This is a genomic window from Pseudomonas sp. CCC4.1, from assembly GCF_035019225.1.
GTDB lineage: Bacteria > Pseudomonadota > Gammaproteobacteria > Pseudomonadales > Pseudomonadaceae > Aquipseudomonas > Aquipseudomonas bubulae.
On record NZ_JASJWL010000002.1, the window covers coordinates 91,285 to 110,435 of the forward strand.

The following is a 19,151-nucleotide window of genomic DNA, read 5'->3' on the forward strand; positions in this document are numbered from 1 at the left end:
ACAGCAGTTTTGCAAAACGCCCTGCCATCCCCGGATCGCAGGGCGTTTTGCTATCTGGCACACTCAGACCCAGCCCTTTCAAGCATTGCGGAGATAATGGACATGTCCCTACGCCCCTTCATCGCTGGCCTGCTGCTGATCGCTAGCTTCAGCGCGATCGCCGACACCCGCGTCATCACCCTGCAAAACCGCACCAGTGCAGAATTGCTGCCCATCGCGCAGAACTTTATCGGCAAAAACGGCAAAGTCAGCGCCTATGGCAACCAACTGATCGTCGAGGCAGGCGCCTCGAAAATCCAGAACCTCGAAGACCTGCTGGCGCAACTCGACACACCCGCCCGGCGCCTGCTGATCACGGTCGATACCAGTGACAACAACCTGGCCACTAATGATCCGGACACCCGGGTGATCAGCACCGCCAGCCGCGACGGCGGCACCCAGCAAATCCAGACCAGCGAAGGCACCCCGGCATTTATCCAGACCGGCCAGAGCGTACCGCTGACCAGCACCCAGACCGACGCCTACGGCCGCTTGCTCACCCAGACCGACTACCGCAACGTCACCCGGGGTTTTTACGTCACCGCCAGCGTCACAGGTGAAACGGTACACCTGGCGATCAGTACGACTCGCGATCGCATGAGCCAGGAGCAACCCGATGTAGTGAACACGCAAAGTACCGACACACAAGTCAGCGGCCCTCTGGGGCAATGGATAACCGTGGCGGGCAACAACGCTCTTAACCAGACTGACAATCCGCCGCAAACCCGCAGCTACTCTACGCAAAGCCGGGATGACATGACCGTTCGGGTCAAAGTCGATGTACTCGACCAAAAGGGCCAAAACTGACCGACGAGTCGTTTTTCGCAAATTATGTAGTGTTATAAAAAAAGCACTACAAAACATTTGACGCCTCAAAAATGCAAAGGCATGATGGCCCCGCTCCCGCTGATCAGAGGCCCCGCAAAGGCCCTGGGGCCTGTACTGCCCGTAGCGAGCCGCCATTCACGCACTTATACAAACAACAGTGTTGTGTGCCTGGTGGAGCAACCATTTTTCAACCCAGACCTATGCGACGAGGTTTATCACCATGGCACTGACACGCGAACAGCAAATTGCAGCCCTTGAGAAAGACTGGGCCGAAAACCCACGCTGGAAAGGCGTGACTCGCGATTACTCCGCTGCTGACGTGGTCCGCCTGCGCGGCTCGGTTCAACCCGAGCACACCTTTGCAAAAATGGGTGCCGACAAGCTGTGGAAACTGGTGACACAGGGCGCACACCCGTCCTTCCGTCCTGAGAAAGATTTCGTCAACTGCATGGGCGCCCTGACCGGGGGGCAAGCGGTACAACAGGTTAAAGCCGGTATCCAGGCTATCTACCTGTCGGGTTGGCAAGTGGCGGCAGACAACAACTCTGCCGAATCCATGTACCCGGATCAGTCGCTGTACCCGGTGGACTCCGTTCCAACCGTGGTCAAGCGCATCAACAACTCATTCCGTCGTGCCGACCAGATTCAGTGGAAAGCCGGTAAAAACCCGGGCGACCAGGGTTATATCGACTACTTCGCACCGATCGTGGCTGACGCTGAAGCCGGTTTCGGCGGCGTACTCAACGCTTACGAGCTGATGAAAAGCATGATCGAAGCGGGCGCTGCAGGCGTTCACTTCGAAGACCAGCTGGCCTCGGTGAAAAAATGCGGTCACATGGGCGGCAAGGTACTGGTTCCGACCCAGGAAGCTGTGCAAAAACTGACAGCAGCACGTCTGGCAGCTGACGTTGCCGGTACGCCGACCATCATTCTGGCTCGTACCGACGCCAACGCGGCTGACCTGCTGACTTCCGATTGCGACCCGTACGACCAGCCATTCGTGACTGGCGAGCGCACCAAGGAAGGCTTCTATAAAGTACGTGCCGGCCTTGATCAAGCCATTGCCCGTGGCCTGGCTTACGCGCCGTATGCCGACCTGATCTGGTGCGAAACCGCCAAGCCGGATCTGGAAGAAGCGCGTCGCTTTGCCGAAGCAATCAAAAAGGAATACCCGGACCAGTTGCTGTCGTACAACTGCTCGCCTTCCTTCAACTGGAAGAAAAACCTGGACGACGCGACCATCGCCAAATTCCAGCGCGAGCTGTCGGCAATGGGCTACAAACACCAGTTCATCACCCTGGCGGGTATCCACAACATGTGGCACAGCATGTTCAACCTGGCGCACGACTACGCCCGCAACGACATGACCGCCTACGTGAAACTGCAAGAGCAGGAATTTGCTGACGCAGCCAAAGGCTACACCTTTGTGGCGCACCAGCAGGAAGTGGGCACTGGCTACTTCGACGACATGACCACCGTGATCCAGGGTGGTTCGTCTTCGGTTACCGCCCTGACCGGCTCTACAGAAGAAGAACAGTTCCACTGATAATGGAACCACGGCCATTGCCCAGCCTGTAAAGAACAAACGCAATGCCATGCCCATGACGCCCCGACTGGTTCGGGGCGTTTTTTTGCCCGGCGACTTGTACACCCCTCCCCTGTGGGAGCGGGCTTGCTCGCGATGGCATCACCGCGCCTGCCTGGAGGACCGAGTTATCAGCATCGCGAGCAAGCCCGCTCCCACAGAAAGACATCCCGCTGCCCTGCCCATCCGACAAAACACTGACCCAGATCCATGCTTCGATCGCCAGACCGGGTTAAAAAGCCAAGTTCCAAACTTGCTAACAGCGCTTATATAAGCCAAGTTCTACAGGCCTGCGACATAGCGACACAACAAATAACCACTCAAACGATATTAATTATCATTACGAGTTGCTTTTGTTGAATACATGAACACTGAAAAACAAACACTGAAAAACGCTGTAACGCCCACAGTTCAAGGCCTGCATAGACATTGATGGAGGTTCTACAACTAAAGGACTGAATTAATTCATCTTAGAAAATTTACTTGCTGGGTGTTTAGCCATAAAATCCCGGCAATCAATAGCACTGCGACATAACGTCACTGCTTTATCACCTTTTCTAGCTCAGAGACCTTTGCTCTCTGTTAAGGATTTCCAGCATGCCCGAAGCGACAGGACTCATAGCCCACAACTGGGGCTTTGCCATTTTCCTTCTCGGCGTTGTCGGCCTCTGTGCCTTCATGCTTGGCGTCTCCAGCCTCCTTGGGTCAAAAGCCTGGGGTCGCAGCAAAAATGAACCGTTCGAGTCCGGCATGCTACCTACCGGTGGCGCCCGCTTGCGGCTCTCAGCCAAATTCTATCTGGTCGCGATGCTGTTCGTGATCTTCGATATCGAAGCCCTCTTTCTCTTTGCCTGGTCTGTGTCTGTTCGCGAAAGCGGCTGGACCGGATTCGTCGAAGCTCTCGTTTTCATAGCAATTCTGTTGGCAGGCCTTGTCTACCTATTTCGGGTGGGTGCTCTTGATTGGGCACCGGAAGCTCGTCGTAAGCGGCAGGCCAAGCTGAAACAATGAGGCTTTGGCGATGCAATACGAACTCACCAGGATCGACCCGGATGCTCCTAACGAGCAATATCCGATCGGCACACGGGAAACCGTTGCCGATCCGTTAGAAGATCAAGTCCACAAAAACATTTTCATGGGCAAGCTCGAAGACGTGCTGAACGGCACGGTCAACTGGGGACGTAAAAATTCCCTGTGGCCGTACAACTTCGGCCTGTCGTGCTGCTATGTGGAAATGACCACCGCCTTCACGGCGCCCCACGACATCGCGCGCTTTGGCGCCGAGGTTATCCGGGCTTCGCCGCGTCAGGCGGATTTCATGGTTATTGCCGGGACCTGCTTTATCAAGATGGCGCCGATCATCCAGCGTCTCTACGAGCAAATGCTTGAACCTAAATGGGTCATTTCCATGGGTTCGTGCGCCAACTCCGGTGGCATGTACGACATCTACTCCGTGGTTCAAGGGGTCGACAAGTTCTTGCCTGTGGACGTTTACGTACCCGGCTGCCCGCCCCGCCCTGAGGCTTTTCTGCAAGGCTTGATGCTCTTGCAAGAGTCGATTGGCCAGGAGCGTCGCCCACTTTCCTGGGTCGTTGGCGAACAAGGCGTGTACCGCGCCGAGATGCCATCGCAAAAGGAACAGCGCCGCGAACAGCGTATTCAGGTAACCAACCTGCGCAGCCCCGACGAAGTCTGATCCAGCGCCGTTTCTACTCAATAGAACGAATCACTGGCTTCATTCTTTACGTTGACCGAAAGCGATAAAAAACCATGACTGCAGGCTCCGCTCTGTACATCCCGCCTTACAAGGCTGACGACCAAGATGTGGTTGTCGAACTCAATACCCGTTTTGGCCCTGAGGCGTTCACCGCCCAGGCCACGCGCACCGGCATGCCGGTGCTTTGGGTTAGCCGCGCAAAACTGGTCGAAGTACTGACCTTCCTGCGCAACCTGCCAAAACCCTACGTCATGCTCTATGACCTGCACGGTGTGGACGAACGTCTGCGTACCAAGCGTCAGGGCCTGCCATCGGGTGCAGACTTCACCGTCTTCTACCACCTGATGTCGCTGGAACGTAACAGCGACGTCATGATCAAGGTGGCCCTGTCTGAAAAAGACCTGAGTGTCCCTACCGTGACCGGTATCTGGCCGAACGCCAACTGGTACGAGCGTGAAGTCTGGGACATGTTCGGCATCGATTTCAAAGGCCACCCGCACCTGTCGCGCATCATGATGCCGCCGACCTGGGAAGGTCACCCGCTGCGCAAGGACTTCCCGGCCCGTGCTACCGAGTTCGATCCGTACAGCCTGACCCTGGCCAAGGTGCAGCTGGAAGAGGAAGCCGCGCGCTTCCGCCCGGAAGACTGGGGCATGAAACGCTCCGGTGAAAACGAGGACTACATGTTCCTCAACCTGGGGCCGAACCACCCTTCGGCTCACGGTGCCTTCCGCATCATCCTGCAGCTGGACGGTGAAGAGATCGTCGACTGCGTGCCTGACGTCGGTTACCACCACCGTGGCGCCGAGAAAATGGCCGAACGCCAGTCCTGGCACAGCTTCATCCCGTACACCGACCGTATCGACTACCTCGGCGGCGTGATGAACAACCTGCCGTACGTGCTCTCGGTCGAGAAGCTGGCCGGTATCAAAGTGCCTGACCGGGTCGACACCATCCGCATCATGATGGCCGAATTCTTCCGTATCACCAGCCACCTGCTGTTCTTGGGTACCTATATCCAGGACGTGGGCGCCATGACCCCGGTGTTCTTCACGTTCACCGACCGTCAGCGCGCTTACAAGGTGATCGAGGCCATCACCGGTTTCCGTCTGCACCCGGCCTGGTACCGCATCGGCGGCGTTGCCCACGACCTGCCGAACGGCTGGGATCGCCTGGTCAAGGAGTTCATCGACTGGATGCCCAAGCGTCTGGACGAGTACCAGAAAGCTGCTCTGGACAACAGCATCCTGCGTGGTCGTACCATCGGCGTTGCCGCCTACAACACCAAAGAGGCCCTGGAATGGGGCGTCACCGGTGCCGGCCTGCGCTCCACCGGTTGTGACTTCGATATCCGCAAGGCGCGCCCGTATTCCGGCTACGAGAACTTCGAATTCGAAGTCCCGCTGGCAGCCAACGGCGATGCCTACGATCGTTGCATCGTGCGCGTCGAAGAAATGCGCCAGAGCCTGAAAATCATCGAGCAGTGCATGCGCAACATGCCGGCCGGCCCGTACAAGGCGGATCACCCGCTGACCACGCCGCCGCCTAAAGAACGCACGCTGCAGCATATCGAGACCTTGATCACGCACTTCCTGCAAGTTTCGTGGGGCCCGGTGATGCCGGCCAACGAATCCTTCCAGATGATCGAAGCGACCAAGGGCATCAACAGTTATTACCTGACGAGCGATGGCGGCACCATGAGCTACCGCACCCGGATTCGCACCCCAAGCTTCCCGCACCTGCAACAGATCCCTTCGGTGATCAAAGGTGAAATGGTCGCGGACTTGATTGCGTACCTGGGTAGTATCGATTTCGTTATGGCCGACGTGGACCGCTAAGCATGAACAGCACGCTTATCCAGACAGACCGTTTCGCCCTGAGCGAAACCGAGCGCTCGGCCATCGAGCATGAGATGCATCACTACGAAGACCCGCGTGCGGCGTCGATCGAAGCCCTGAAGATCGTTCAGAAGGAACGCGGCTGGGTGCCGGACGGCGCGATTTACGCCATCGGCGAACTGCTGGGCATCCCTGCCAGCGACGTTGAAGGCGTGGCTACGTTCTACAGCCAGATCTTCCGTCAGCCGGTCGGCCGCCACATCATCCGCGTGTGCGACAGCATGGTCTGCTACATCGGTGGCCACGAATCCGTGGTCGGCGAAATCCAGAACAAGCTGGGCATCGGCCTCGGTCAGACTACCCCGGACGGCCGCTTTACGCTGCTGCCGGTGTGCTGCCTGGGCAACTGCGACAAGGCGCCGGCGTTGATGATCGACGACGACACATTCGGTGACGTGCAGCCTGCTGGCGTCGCCACGTTGTTGGAGGCCTACCCATGAGCCTGACTTCTTTCGGTCCTGCCAACCTGATCAAGCGTTCGGCAGAAACCCACCCGCTGACCTGGCGCCTGCGTGACGACGGCGAGCCCGTGTGGCTCGACGAGTACCAGGCCAAGGACGGCTACGCCGCTGCGCGCAAGGCCTTCGCCGACATGGCCCAGGACGATATCGTCCAGACCGTGAAAGACGCAGGCCTCAAGGGTCGCGGCGGTGCCGGCTTCCCGACGGGCGTGAAGTGGGGGCTGATGCCCAAAGACGAATCCATGAACATCCGTTACCTGTTGTGTAACGCCGATGAAATGGAACCCAACACCTGGAAAGACCGCATGCTGATGGAGCAACTGCCCCATCTGCTGATCGAAGGCATGCTGATCAGTGCCCGCGCACTGAAAACCTACCGTGGCTATATCTTCCTGCGTGGCGAATACACCACTGCAGCGGTGCATCTGCGCCGTGCCGTCGAAGAAGCCAAGGCAGCAGGCCTGCTGGGCAAGAATATCCTCGGTTCGGGTTTCGACTTCGAACTGTTCGTGCACACCGGCGCCGGGCGTTACATCTGCGGTGAAGAAACCGCACTGATCAACTCCCTCGAAGGCCGTCGCGCCAACCCGCGCTCCAAGCCGCCGTTCCCGGCCGCTGTGGGCGTATGGGGCAAGCCGACCTGCGTGAACAACGTGGAAACCCTGTGCAACGTACCGGCCATCATCGGCAACGGCGTTGACTGGTACAAATCCCTCGCCCGCGAAGGCAGCGAAGACCACGGCACCAAGCTGATGGGCTTCTCCGGCAAAGTGAAGAACCCTGGCCTGTGGGAACTGCCATTCGGCGTGACCGCTCGCGAGCTGTTCGAAGACTACGCCGGCGGCATGCGCGACGGCTTCAAGCTCAAGTGCTGGCAGCCAGGCGGCGCCGGTACCGGCTTCCTGTTGCCCGAGCACCTGGACGCACAAATGTATGCCGGCGGCATCGCCAAGGTTGGCACCCGTATGGGTACTGGCCTGGCCATGGCCGTGGACGACAGCGTCAACATGGTCTCCTTGCTGCGCAATATGGAACAGTTCTTTGCCCGTGAGTCGTGCGGTTTCTGCACCCCTTGCCGTGATGGTCTGCCGTGGAGCGTCAAGCTGCTGATGGCGATCGAACACGGCGAAGGTCAGCCTGGCGATATCGAGACCCTGCTGGGTCTGGTCGGTTTCCTCGGCCCTGGCAAGACGTTCTGTGCTCACGCACCGGGCGCCGTGGAACCGTTGGGCAGCGCGATCAAGTACTTCCGTCCAGAGTTCGAAGCCGGTATTGCGCAAGCAAAACCCGGTGTTCCACCTCTGGCACGCCCGATTGTTATCGGCGCGTAACGCTCTGAATGAAGGGGGTCCGTGCCCCCTTCTGATCGTTCGATAACGCCGTAAGGCTGGGTTGCTTCGAACGCATAACAAGATTCCATTAGCCACGCCCGCTGACACCGGGCCAACGAAGACCTTTGAACCATGGCCACTATCCACGTAGACGGCAAAGATCTCGAAGTCGATGGGGCAGACAACCTGTTACAGGCATGTCTGTCGCTGGGCCTCGATATCCCGTATTTCTGCTGGCACCCTGCCCTGGGCAGTGTTGGCGCCTGCCGCCAATGCGCCGTCAAGCAGTACACCGACGAGAACGACAAGCGTGGTCGTATCGTCATGTCATGCATGACCCCGGCCACCGACGGTAGCTGGATTTCCATCGACGACGAAGAAGCGAAAGTGTTTCGCGCCAGCGTTGTTGAATGGCTGATGACCAACCACCCGCACGACTGTCCTGTGTGCGAAGAGGGCGGCCATTGCCATCTGCAAGACATGACCGTGATGACCGGCCACAACGAGCGCCGTTATCGCTTCACCAAGCGTACTCACCAGAACCAGGAACTCGGCCCGTTCATTTCCCACGAAATGAACCGCTGCATCGCCTGCTATCGCTGTGTGCGTTTCTATAAAGACTACGCGGGCGGCACTGACCTCGGTGTATTCGGCGCCCACGACAACGTGTACTTCGGTCGCGTTGAAGACGGCGTGCTCGAAAGCGAGTTCTCGGGCAACCTCACAGAAGTCTGCCCGACCGGTGTGTTCACCGACAAAACTCACTCCGAGCGTTACAACCGCAAATGGGACATGCAGTTTGCACCAAGCATCTGCCACGGTTGTTCCAGCGGCTGCAACATCAGCCCGGGCGAGCGTTACGGTGAACTGCGTCGCATCGAAAACCGTTTCAACGGTTCGGTTAACCAGTACTTCCTGTGTGACCGTGGCCGTTTTGGCTATGGCTACGTCAACCGCACCGACCGCCCACGTCAGCCATTGTTGGCCGACGGCAGCAAACTGAGCGTTGACGCTGCACTGGATAAAGCCGCCGATCTGTTGCGCGGTCGTAACATCGTCGGTATCGGATCGCCGCGCGCCAGCCTCGAAAGCAACTACGCGTTGCGCGAGCTGGTCGGTGCCGAGCACTTCTACTCGGGTATCGAAGCCGGTGAGCTGGAGCGCATCCGCCTGGTGCTGCAAGTCTTGAAAGACAGCCCGCTGCCAGTCCCGAACATGCGCGAGATCGAAGATCACGACGCCATCTTCGTACTGGGTGAAGACCTGACCCAGACCGCCGCCCGTATGGCGCTGTCGCTGCGTCAGTCGGTCAAGGGCAAAGCTGAAGAAATGGCCGACGCCATGCGCGTTCAGCCGTGGCTCGACGCTGCGGTGAAAAACATCGGTCAGCACGCGCTGAACCCGCTGTTTATTGCCAGCCTGGCTGAAACCAAGCTCGACGACGTGGCTGAAGAATGCGTACACGCTGCGCCGGATGACCTGGCCCGTATCGGTTTCGCCGTGGCTCACGCCATCGACGCCAGCGCCCCTGCCGTTGCCGGCCTGGACGCTGAAGCCCTGGAGCTGGCCAAACGCATCGCCGACGCCCTGCTTGCAGCCAAACGCCCATTGATCATTGCCGGTACCTCGCTGGGCTCCAAGGCCCTGATCGAAGCCGCAGGTAACATCGCCAAGGCGCTGCACCTGCGTGAGAAAGCCGGCTCCATCAGCCTGGTCGTGCCGGAAGCCAACAGCCTCGGTCTGGCCATGCTCGGCGGCGAATCGGTAGACGCTGCATTGCAAGCAGTGATCGACGGTAAAGCAGACGCCATCGTGGTACTGGAAAACGATCTGTTTACCCGTGTCGATGCGGTCAAGGTCAACGCAGCACTGGACGCGGCCAAAGTGGTGATCGTTGCCGATCATCAGAAGACCGCAACCACCGACCGTGCCGATCTGGTTCTGCCAGCGGCAAGCTTTGCTGAAGGCGACGGTACGCTGGTGAGTCAGGAAGGTCGTGCCCAACGCTTCTTCCAGGTGTTCGAGCCGCGCTACCTCGATTCGAGCAACTTGATCCACGAAGGCTGGCGCTGGTTGCACGCCCTGCGCAGCACCCTGCTGAACAAGGCGGTTGACTGGACCCTGCTCGATCACGTGACACAGCAAACAGCGGCAAGCACGCCAGAACTGGCCGGCATCGTTGATGCGGCACCGTCGGCAGCATTCCGTATCAAAGGCATGAAGCTGGCGCGCGAACCTTTGCGCTACAGCGGCCGTACTGCCATGCGCGCCAATATCAGCGTGCACGAACCGCGCACCCCGCAAGACCCGGACACCGCATTCGCCTTCTCCATGGAAGGTTACTCGGGCTCCGTCGAACCGCGCCAACAAGTGCCGTTCGCCTGGTCGCCGGGCTGGAACTCGCCACAAGCCTGGAACAAGTTCCAGGACGAAGTGGGTGGTCATATCCGTGCGGGCGACCCGGGCATCCGCCTGATCGAAAGCAAGGGCGACTCGCTGAATTGGTTCGCCAGCATTCCGGGCGCGTTCAACCCGGCTCGCGGCACCTGGCAAGTCGTGCCGTTCTACCATCTGCTGGGCAGCGAAGAGAACTCTTCGAAAGCCGCACCGGTGCAAGAACGCATTCCAGCCGCTTATATCGCACTGGCCAAATCCGAAGCCGACCGCCTGGGTGTCAACGATGGCGCCCTGCTCAGCCTCAACGTTGCCGGTGTGACCCTGCGTCTGCCACTGCGTATCAATGAAGAGCTGGGTGCAGGCCTGGTAGCACTGCCAGCAGGCCTGGCCGGTATCCCGCCAGCGATCTTTGGCCTTACCGTTGACGGTTTGCAGGAGGCAGCCCAATGACCTGGTTTACGCCTGAAGTGATCGACGTGATTATCTCGGTGGTCAAAGCCGTGGTAATCCTGCTCGCCGTAGTGGTGTGCGGCGCGCTGCTGAGCTGGGTTGAACGTCGCCTGCTGGCCCTGTGGCAGGACCGTTACGGTCCGAACCGCGTGGGCCCGTTCGGTGCGTTCCAGATCGCAGCCGACATGATCAAGATGTTCTTCAAGGAAGACTGGACCCCACCGTTTGCCGACAAGGCGATTTTCACCCTGGCGCCGGTTGTGGCCATGAGTGCCTTGCTGATCGCCTTTGCGATTATCCCGATCACCCCGACCTGGGGTGTGGCGGATCTGAACGTCGGTATCCTGTTCTTCTTCGCCATGGCCGGTCTGTCGGTCTATGCGGTGCTGTTCGCCGGCTGGTCGAGCAACAACAAGTTCGCCCTGCTGGGTGCCTTGCGTGCCTCGGCGCAAACCGTGTCCTACGAAGTGTTCATGGGCCTGGCGCTGATGGGCATCGTGGTGCAGGTTGGCTCGTTCAACATGCGCGACATCGTTGAATATCAAGCGCAGAACCTGTGGTTCATCATCCCGCAGATCTTCGGTTTCCTGACCTTCTTTATCGCTGGCGTGGCCGTGACTCACCGTCACCCCTTCGACCAGCCGGAAGCGGAACAGGAACTGGCCGATGGTTACCACATTGAATACGCCGGCATGAAATGGGGCATGTTCTTCGTGGGTGAGTACATCGGGATCGTGTTGATCTCGGCGTTGCTGGTGACTTTGTTCTTCGGTGGCTGGCACGGACCTTTCGGTCTGCTGCCACAGATTCCGTTTATCTGGTTTGCCCTGAAGACCGCGTTTTTCATCATGATCTTCATCCTGCTGCGCGCTTCCATTCCGCGCCCACGGTATGACCAAGTGATGGACTTCAGCTGGAAGTTCTGCCTGCCGCTGACCCTGATCAATCTGCTGGTGACCGCCGCAGTCGTGTTGTTGAACACGCCTGCCGGCGCGGTTCAGTGAGGATAGAGACCCATGTTCAAGTATCTGTTTGACATCGTGCATGGCACCTACACCCAGCTTCGCAGCTTGGTGATGGTATTTGGCCATGCCTTCCGCAAGCGTGACACGCTGCAGTATCCGGAAGAACCGGTGTACTTGCCGCCGCGCTACCGTGGCCGGATTGTCCTGACCCGCGACCCGGACGGCGAAGAGCGCTGTGTAGCCTGCAACCTGTGCGCCGTGGCGTGCCCGGTCGGCTGCATCTCGCTGCAAAAAGCCGAAACCGAAGATGGCCGTTGGTACCCGGAGTTCTTCCGCATCAACTTCTCACGCTGCATTTTTTGCGGCCTGTGTGAGGAAGCCTGCCCGACCACCGCGATCCAGCTGACACCGGATTTCGAGATGGCCGAGTTCAAACGTCAGGATCTGGTGTACGAGAAAGAAGATCTGCTGATCTCCGGTCCCGGTAAGAACCCTGATTACAACTTCTATCGTGTTGCGGGTATGGCCGTGGAAGGCAAGCCGAAAGGCGCTGCCCAGAACGAAGCCGAGCCGATCAACGTGAAGAGCTTGCTGCCTTAAGGAAGAACGATGGAATTCGCTTTCTATTTCGCATCGGGTGTCGCTGTCGTGTCCACGCTACGCGTGATCACCAACACCAACCCTGTGCACGCCCTGCTCTACCTGATTATTTCGCTGATTGCCGTGGCGATGACGTTCTTTAGCCTGGGCGCACCCTTTGCCGGTGTGCTCGAAGTGATCGCCTACGCCGGTGCCATCATGGTGCTGTTTGTGTTCGTGGTGATGATGCTCAACCAGGGCCCCGCCTCGGTGACGCAAGAACGCCACTGGCTCAAGCCGGGCATCTGGATCGGACCGAGCATTCTGTCCGCCATCCTGCTGGCCGAATTGCTGTACGTGCTGTTCGCTCACCCGAGCGGTGCGGCAATCGGTCAAACCACCATTGATGCAAAAGCCGTGGGCATCAGCCTGTTCGGTCCGTATCTGCTGGTGGTCGAACTCGCCTCGATGCTGCTGCTTGCTGCAGCTGTGACGGCGTTCCACTTGGGCCGTACTGAGGCGAAGGAGCAATAACATGCCAGGAATACCTCTCGAACATGGTTTGGCCGTTGCCGGCATCCTGTTCTGCCTCGGTCTGGTTGGCCTGATGGTACGTCGCAACATTCTCTTCGTATTGATGAGTCTGGAAATCATGATGAACGCCGCTGCTCTGGCCTTCATCGTTGCCGGTGCACGCTGGGCGCAGCCGGATGGACAGGTCATGTTCATCCTGGTGATCACCCTGGCAGCCGCCGAGGCCAGTATCGGCCTGGCGATCCTGCTGCAGCTGTATCGCCGCTTCCATACGCTTGATATCGATGCTGCCAGTGAGATGCGCGGATGAACCTTCTCTTTCTGACTTTCGTATTCCCCCTGATCGGCTTTTTGCTGCTGTCGTTCTCCCGTGGACGCTTCAGCGAAAACCTCTCGGCGCTGATCGGCGTCGGCTCCATTGGCCTTTCGGCCATCGTGGCCGCGTTTGTGATCTGGCAATTCAATGTCGCGCCGCCACCCGGCGGCGAGTACACACAAGTACTGTGGCAGTGGATCTCGGTAGAAGGCTTCAAGCCCAACTTCGCCCTGCACCTGGACGGCCTGTCGGTCACCATGCTCGGTGTCGTGGTCGGCGTGGGCTTTCTGATCCATGTCTTCGCCTCGTGGTACATGCGCGGTGAAGACGGCTACTCGCGTTTCTTTGCCTACACCAACCTGTTTATCGCCAGCATGCTGTTCCTGATCCTGGCCGATAACCTGCTGTTCGTGTACTTCGGCTGGGAAGGCGTGGGCCTGTGCTCGTACCTGTTGATCGGTTTCTACTACAGCAACCGCAACAACGGCAACGCGGCACTCAAAGCCTTTATCGTGACCCGTGTCGGCGACGTGTTCCTGGCCATCGGCCTGTTTATCCTGTTCCAGCAACTGGGCACGCTGAACATCAAGGAACTGCTGGTGCTGGCACCGCAGAAGTTCCAGGCCGGTGATTTCTGGATCGTGCTGGCAACCCTGATGCTGCTGGGTGGTGCTGTCGGTAAATCCGCGCAACTGCCGCTGCAAACCTGGCTGGCAGACGCGATGGCCGGCCCTACCCCGGTTTCGGCACTGATCCACGCCGCAACCATGGTAACCGCCGGTGTGTACCTGATTGCCCGTACCCACGGCCTGTTCACCCTGGCACCTGAAGTGCTGCACCTGGTGGGCATCGTCGGCGGTGTGACCCTGGTACTGGCCGGTTTCGCCGCACTGGTACAAACCGACATCAAACGTATCCTTGCCTACTCGACCATGAGCCAGATCGGCTACATGTTCCTGGCATTGGGCGTGGGTGCCTGGGACGGCGCGATCTTCCACCTGATGACCCACGCCTTCTTCAAGGCGCTGCTGTTCCTTGCCTCCGGTGCGGTCATCGTTGCCTGCCATCACGAGCAGAACATCTTCAAGATGGGCGGCCTGTGGAAAAAACTGCCATTGGCCTACGCCAGCTTTATCGTCGGTGGCGCGGCGCTGTCTGCCTTGCCATTGCTGACGGCCGGTTTCTACTCCAAGGACGAAATCCTCTGGGAAGCCTTCGCCAGCGGTAACAACGAACTGTTGTATGCCGGTCTGGTCGGTGCGTTCATGACCTCGCTGTACACCTTCCGCCTGATCTTCGTCACGTTCCACGGTGAAGCCAAGACTGAAGCCCATGCAGGCCACGGCGTGACCTACTGGCTGCCACTGAGCGTGCTGATCGTACTGTCGACTTTTATCGGCGCCATGATCACCCCGCCACTGGCCGGTGTACTGCCACAAAGCGTTGGCCATGCTGGCGGTGAAGCCAAGCACAGCCTGGAAATCGCCTCGGGTGCCATCGCCCTGGCCGGTATCCTGCTGGCTGCCCTGCTGTACCTGGGCAAGCGTCGCTTTGTAAGCGCCGTCGCCAACAGCGGCATCGGTCGCTTCCTGTCAGCCTGGTGGTTCGCTGCCTGGGGCTTCGACTGGCTGTACGACAAACTGTTCGTCAAACCGTACCTGTTGATCTGCCGCTTGCTGGCCAAAGATCCTCTGGACCAGACCATTGGTTTGATCCCGAAGATGGCCAAGGCCGGGCATAACGCCCTGAGCCGCAGCGAAACCGGTCAACTGCGTTGGTACGCTGCATCCATGGCCGCCGGTGCTGTACTGGTCATGGGCGCCATCGTGCTGGTAGCGGTCTGATATGAACCTTCGACTTTGCGAAAGGAATTGAGCCCGTCATGATTCTGCCTTGGCTAATCCTGATCCCCTTTATCGGCGGCCTGCTGTGCTGGCTGGGTGAGCGCTTCGGCTCTACCCTGCCACGCTGGATTGCGTTGCTGACCATGTCCCTTGAGCTTGCCCTCGGCCTTTGGCTGTGGTCCCAGGGGAACTACTCATTTGCACCGGCGCCTGGCGCCGATCCGACCTGGGCCCTTGAGTTCCAGCACACCTGGATTGCCCGCTTCGGTATCAGCGTGCACCTGGCGCTGGACGGCCTGTCGCTGCTGATGATCCTGCTCACCGGCTTGCTCGGTGTGCTGTCGGTGCTGTGTTCGTGGAAAGAAATTCAGCGTCACGTGGGCTTCTTCCACCTGAACCTGATGTGGATCCTGGGCGGTGTGGTTGGCGTGTTCCTCGCCATCGACCTGTTCATGTTCTTCTTCTTCTGGGAAATGATGCTGGTGCCGATGTATTTCCTCATCGCGCTCTGGGGTCATAGCTCGTCGGACGGCAAGAAAACCCGTATCTACGCCGCCACCAAGTTCTTCATCTTCACTCAAGCTTCCGGCCTGATCATGCTGGTGGCGATCCTGGGTCTGGTGCTGGTCAACTTCAACAACACCGGCGTGATTACCTTCAGCTACGCCGAGTTGCTGAAAACCAAGATGTCGCTCACCACCGAGTACATCCTGATGCTGGGCTTCTTCATTGCTTTCGCCGTGAAGCTGCCGGTCGTACCGTTCCACTCCTGGCTGCCGGATGCTCACGCACAGGCACCTACCGCAGGTTCTGTGGACCTGGCCGGTATCCTGTTGAAGACCGCTGCGTATGGCTTGCTGCGTTTCGCCTTGCCGCTGTTCCCGAATGCCTCGGCCGAGTTTGCGCCGATCGCCATGACCCTGGGTCTGATCGGGATTTTCTACGGTGCTTTCCTGGCGTTCGCACAAACCGATATCAAGCGTCTGATCGCGTTCTCCAGCGTTTCCCATATGGGTTTCGTGCTGATCGGTATCTACTCCGGCAGCCAGCTGGCCCTGCAAGGCGCCGTGATCCAGATGCTGGCCCACGGTGTTTCGGCAGCTGCGCTGTTTATCCTCAGCGGCCAGTTGTATGAGCGTCTGCATACCCGTGACATGCGTGAAATGGGTGGTTTGTGGTCGAAGATCGCTTACCTGCCAGCCATCAGCCTGTTCTTCGCGGCGGCGTCCCTGGGCTTGCCGGGCACCGGCAACTTTGTCGGCGAGTTCCTGATCCTGATTGGCTCGTTTGCCAGCTTCCCTTGGGTCACCGCGATCGCCACAACCGGCCTGGTGTTTGGTTCGGTCTACTCGCTGATCATGATTCACCGTGCCTACTTCGGCCCATCCAAATCGGACGATGTACTGGCCGGTATGGATGCACGTGAACTGATCATGGTGCTCGGTCTGGCGGTACTGCTGGTGTTTATCGGCGTGTACCCACAACCGTTCCTCGATACCTCCGCTGCGACCATGCATGGCGTGCAGCAATGGCTCGGCACCGCCTTCACTCAACTCGCTTCGGCCCGGTAAGAGCGCTATGGAATTCACGATCCAACACTTTATCGCGCTTGCTCCACTGCTGATTACCAGCCTCACCGTTGTTGTGGTGATGCTGGCAATCGCGTGGCGCCGCAACCATTCACAGACCTTCCTGCTTTCGGTGGCGGGTCTTAACCTGGCCTTGTTGTCGATCTTCCCGGCGTTGAAAGTTGTTCCACTGGCTGTCACCCCGCTGTTGATGATGGACAACTTCGCCTATCTGTATATCGGCCTGATCCTGGTCGCGACCCTGGCCTGCGTCACCCTGGCGCACGCCTACCTGGGTGAAGGCGGCACGGGCTATCCGGGCAACCGCGAAGAGCTGTACCTGCTGATGCTGCTGGCAGCGACCGGCGGTATTGTGCTGGTCAGCGCGCAACACCTGGCCGGTTTGTTTATCGGTCTGGAACTGCTCTCGGTACCGGTTTACGGCCTCGTGGCCTATGCCTTCTTCAACAAGCGCTCCCTGGAAGCCGGCATCAAGTACATGGTGCTGTCGGCAGCCGGTTCCGCGTTCCTGTTGTTCGGCATGGCCTTGCTGTACGCCGAAGCCGGCAGCTTGAGCTTCAGCGGTATCGGTCACGCCCTGGCGGCCACTGGCGCTCCTAGCGCCATTGCCCAACTGGGCCTGGGCATGATGCTGGTGGGCCTGGCCTTCAAACTGTCGCTGGTGCCTTTCCACCTGTGGACGCCGGACGTATACGAAGGTGCTCCGGCGCCGGTCGCCGCGTTCCTGGCTACCGCGTCGAAAGTTGCCGTGTTTGCCGTGATGGTGCGTCTGTTCCAGATCACCCCATCGGCAACCACCGGTGTGATGAGCGATGTCCTGACCGTGATCGCGATTGCCTCGATCCTGTTCGGTAACCTGCTGGCACTGACCCAGAACAACCTCAAGCGTCTGCTGGGTTACTCGTCCATCGCTCACTTTGGCTACCTGCTGATCGCCCTGGTGGCGAGCAAAGGCATGGCCATGGAAGCCATCGGCGTGTACCTGATCACCTATGTGCTGACCAGCCTGGGTGCATTCGGTGTGATCACGTTGATGTCCTCGCCGTACAAAGGTCGTGACGCCGACGCACTGTACGAGTACCGCGGCCTGTTCTGGCGTCGTCCGTACCTGACTGCGGTGATGACCGTGATGATGCTGTCGCTGGCGGGTATCCCGCTGACCGCCGGCTTTATCGGCAAGTTCTACATCATTGCCACCGGTGTTGAAGCTCACCAATGGTGGCTGGTGGGTTCCCTGATCCTGGGTAGCGCCATTGGCGTGTTCTACTACCTGCGTGTGATGGTGACCCTGTACCTGGTCGAGCCGAAACTGCATCGCCACGATGCACCGCTGAACTGGGAACAGAAAGCGGGCGGCGTGATGCTGCTGGCGGTCTCGGTACTGGTGTTCTTCCTGGGTGTCTACCCGCAGCCGATGCTGCAGCTGGTGCAACAGGCAACCCTGGGCCTGGTTGGCTAAGCGTTAGCGGCTGTACCCAAAACCCCGTGGAGGCCTGGCCTTCACGGGGTTTTTTGTTGCACCACAAATCATGTGGAAGTTGTAAATACTCAGGATTTCTATGCGACGCTAAACCTGTGGGAGCTGGCTTGCCTGCGATGCAGACGGCATGGTCTGGCAGGCTAAGCGCGCCGATGCCATCGCGAGCAAGCCCGCTCCCACAGAGGGGATGTGCGGGGCTCGCAGACCTCGCCGCCAAACAGGCCGGCCGGTCGGCCGCCTCGCGGTGCAGTGCTTTTGATCTGCCAGCCCTCCCGGGAGTCCGAGAGGAGGTTCTGTGGAGTGGGTCTCCCGGCATGGATGCCGGGAGAGCCGCGATGGGCCATGGATGGCCCGTGGCGGCGTGCCCACGGAGCAGAGCCGGAGCGAGGGAACCTGAGCGAAGCGAAGGCCGTACGATGGGGCGAGGACTTTTTGGTTCCTTTTTGGTCCTTCAAAAAGGGACTCGCCGTAAGGGCGAAACCACTATTTAAGTTAGACACAAATGCCGGATATGTACTCAACGTATCAGTTAAACAAACACGATCAAGCGGGCCGCAAGCGCCAGCCCAGCACATCGAGCAGGTCACAACCATCGCGCAGCAATTGCGCTGAAACCGTAGCCAGATGTTTGAGATCAACCGAATCGGCCTGCTGCACTTCGCGGCTGGAGAACGATTCCATCAGTTGAGTTACAGCCAGAACGCGGGCGACTGCGTTGGCATGGAGCACATCGAGGGGGACGTTGCGATCGATCAGCAAGGCGGGGATGGTGCAGTCGATGGCTGTTAACGGGATATACGGTGAATTCGTCATAAGAAAGTCTCTTAAAGTTGGATTTAGCCATCCATTTTTGTCGCCAAACAAAAAAGGTGGCGGCTGTACGTGGGTTGGCGAACCGGTAACTTTAAGAAAACCCGGCAGACCCGAAGATCTCCCACGTACAACTGCCATAAAACATTTCGAGCAAATTACACGCTCAACCGTAAATAGCAATTATGTACTTATTTAAAGTTACTGCGGATCGCCAAACCCGGTCGCCTTATCGGCGAGCACCCACTATAGGCCCCGCATCAGACCTCCAGCAATTGCCAAACCTGTGCGATAAATCCCGAAAAAGCGTGAGCTTGCAGCTTCGCGA

At 58.8% G+C, this 19,151-nt stretch carries 16 protein-coding genes; 15 read left to right on the forward strand and 1 reads right to left on the reverse strand.

What is annotated here, in order from left to right; genetic code table 11:
- Positions 1-102 precede the first annotated feature (102 nt).
- From QN377_RS01495 to nuoN, 15 genes are all read left to right on the forward strand, one after another.
- Positions 103-846: a secretin N-terminal domain-containing protein gene (locus QN377_RS01495; RefSeq protein ID WP_317757678.1), complete on the forward strand. Its 744-nt coding sequence runs from the start codon at positions 103-105 to the stop codon at positions 844-846.
- A gap of 241 nt (positions 847-1,087) precedes the next feature.
- A complete protein-coding gene (aceA, locus tag QN377_RS01500) occupies positions 1,088-2,413 on the forward strand; it encodes an isocitrate lyase (RefSeq protein WP_048365296.1) in 1,326 nt (441 codons plus the stop codon).
- Between the two features lie 636 nt (positions 2,414-3,049).
- Positions 3,050-3,463, forward strand: coding sequence for an NADH-quinone oxidoreductase subunit A (locus QN377_RS01505; RefSeq protein ID WP_003446990.1), 414 nt, complete (start codon positions 3,050-3,052; stop codon positions 3,461-3,463).
- 10 nt (positions 3,464-3,473) lie between these two features.
- Positions 3,474-4,148 carry a NuoB/complex I 20 kDa subunit family protein gene (locus QN377_RS01510; RefSeq protein WP_016780200.1) on the forward strand — a complete coding sequence of 225 codons (675 nt, stop codon included), beginning with the start codon at positions 3,474-3,476 and terminating at the stop codon, positions 4,146-4,148.
- A gap of 74 nt (positions 4,149-4,222) precedes the next feature.
- Positions 4,223-6,007, forward strand: a complete 1,785-nt coding sequence (gene nuoC / locus QN377_RS01515) for an NADH-quinone oxidoreductase subunit C/D (protein ID WP_095003300.1) — start codon at positions 4,223-4,225, stop codon at positions 6,005-6,007.
- A gap of 2 nt (positions 6,008-6,009) precedes the next feature.
- The gene (gene nuoE, locus QN377_RS01520) at positions 6,010-6,507 is read left to right on the forward strand and encodes an NADH-quinone oxidoreductase subunit NuoE (RefSeq protein ID WP_088379405.1); all 498 of its coding nucleotides are present in this window, start codon (positions 6,010-6,012) and stop codon (positions 6,505-6,507) included.
- Complete coding sequence (nuoF, locus tag QN377_RS01525) at positions 6,504-7,859, forward strand: NADH-quinone oxidoreductase subunit NuoF (RefSeq protein WP_086796175.1); 1,356 nt, start codon at positions 6,504-6,506, stop codon at positions 7,857-7,859. The genes nuoE and nuoF overlap by 4 nt, the downstream gene beginning before the upstream one ends.
- 132 nt (positions 7,860-7,991) lie before the next feature.
- Positions 7,992-10,706: an NADH-quinone oxidoreductase subunit NuoG gene (gene nuoG, locus QN377_RS01530; protein WP_095003301.1), complete on the forward strand. Its 2,715-nt coding sequence runs from the start codon at positions 7,992-7,994 to the stop codon at positions 10,704-10,706.
- Positions 10,703-11,710, forward strand: a complete 1,008-nt coding sequence (gene nuoH / locus QN377_RS01535; RefSeq protein WP_016780195.1) for an NADH-quinone oxidoreductase subunit NuoH — start codon at positions 10,703-10,705, stop codon at positions 11,708-11,710. The genes nuoG and nuoH overlap by 4 nt, the downstream gene beginning before the upstream one ends.
- Positions 11,711-11,722: 12 nt before the next feature.
- Positions 11,723-12,271, forward strand: a complete 549-nt coding sequence (gene nuoI / locus QN377_RS01540; protein ID WP_016780194.1) for an NADH-quinone oxidoreductase subunit NuoI — start codon at positions 11,723-11,725, stop codon at positions 12,269-12,271.
- Positions 12,272-12,280: 9 nt separating this feature from the next.
- Positions 12,281-12,784: an NADH-quinone oxidoreductase subunit J gene (gene nuoJ / locus QN377_RS01545; protein ID WP_019412102.1), complete on the forward strand. Its 504-nt coding sequence runs from the start codon at positions 12,281-12,283 to the stop codon at positions 12,782-12,784.
- Position 12,785: 1 nt separating this feature from the next.
- Positions 12,786-13,094: an NADH-quinone oxidoreductase subunit NuoK gene (gene nuoK, locus QN377_RS01550; protein WP_019412103.1), complete on the forward strand. Its 309-nt coding sequence runs from the start codon at positions 12,786-12,788 to the stop codon at positions 13,092-13,094.
- Positions 13,091-14,944 (forward strand): NADH-quinone oxidoreductase subunit L, encoded by a 1,854-nt coding sequence (gene nuoL, locus QN377_RS01555; protein ID WP_095003302.1) that lies wholly within the window; start codon positions 13,091-13,093, stop codon positions 14,942-14,944. Before nuoK ends, nuoL begins: the two co-directional genes overlap by 4 nt.
- Before the next feature lie 38 nt (positions 14,945-14,982).
- Positions 14,983-16,515, forward strand: a complete 1,533-nt coding sequence (gene nuoM, locus QN377_RS01560; RefSeq protein ID WP_095003303.1) for an NADH-quinone oxidoreductase subunit M — start codon at positions 14,983-14,985, stop codon at positions 16,513-16,515.
- A 7-nt stretch (positions 16,516-16,522) separates the two neighbouring features.
- Positions 16,523-17,992, forward strand: coding sequence for an NADH-quinone oxidoreductase subunit NuoN (gene nuoN / locus QN377_RS01565; RefSeq protein ID WP_095003304.1), 1,470 nt, complete (start codon positions 16,523-16,525; stop codon positions 17,990-17,992).
- Positions 17,993-18,556: 564 nt separating this feature from the next.
- On the opposite strand, the gene QN377_RS01570 is transcribed toward nuoN, so the two are convergent.
- A complete protein-coding gene (locus QN377_RS01570) occupies positions 18,557-18,826 on the reverse strand; it encodes a short-chain dehydrogenase (protein WP_095019118.1) in 270 nt (89 codons plus the stop codon).
- Positions 18,827-19,151: the final 325 nt, after the last annotated feature.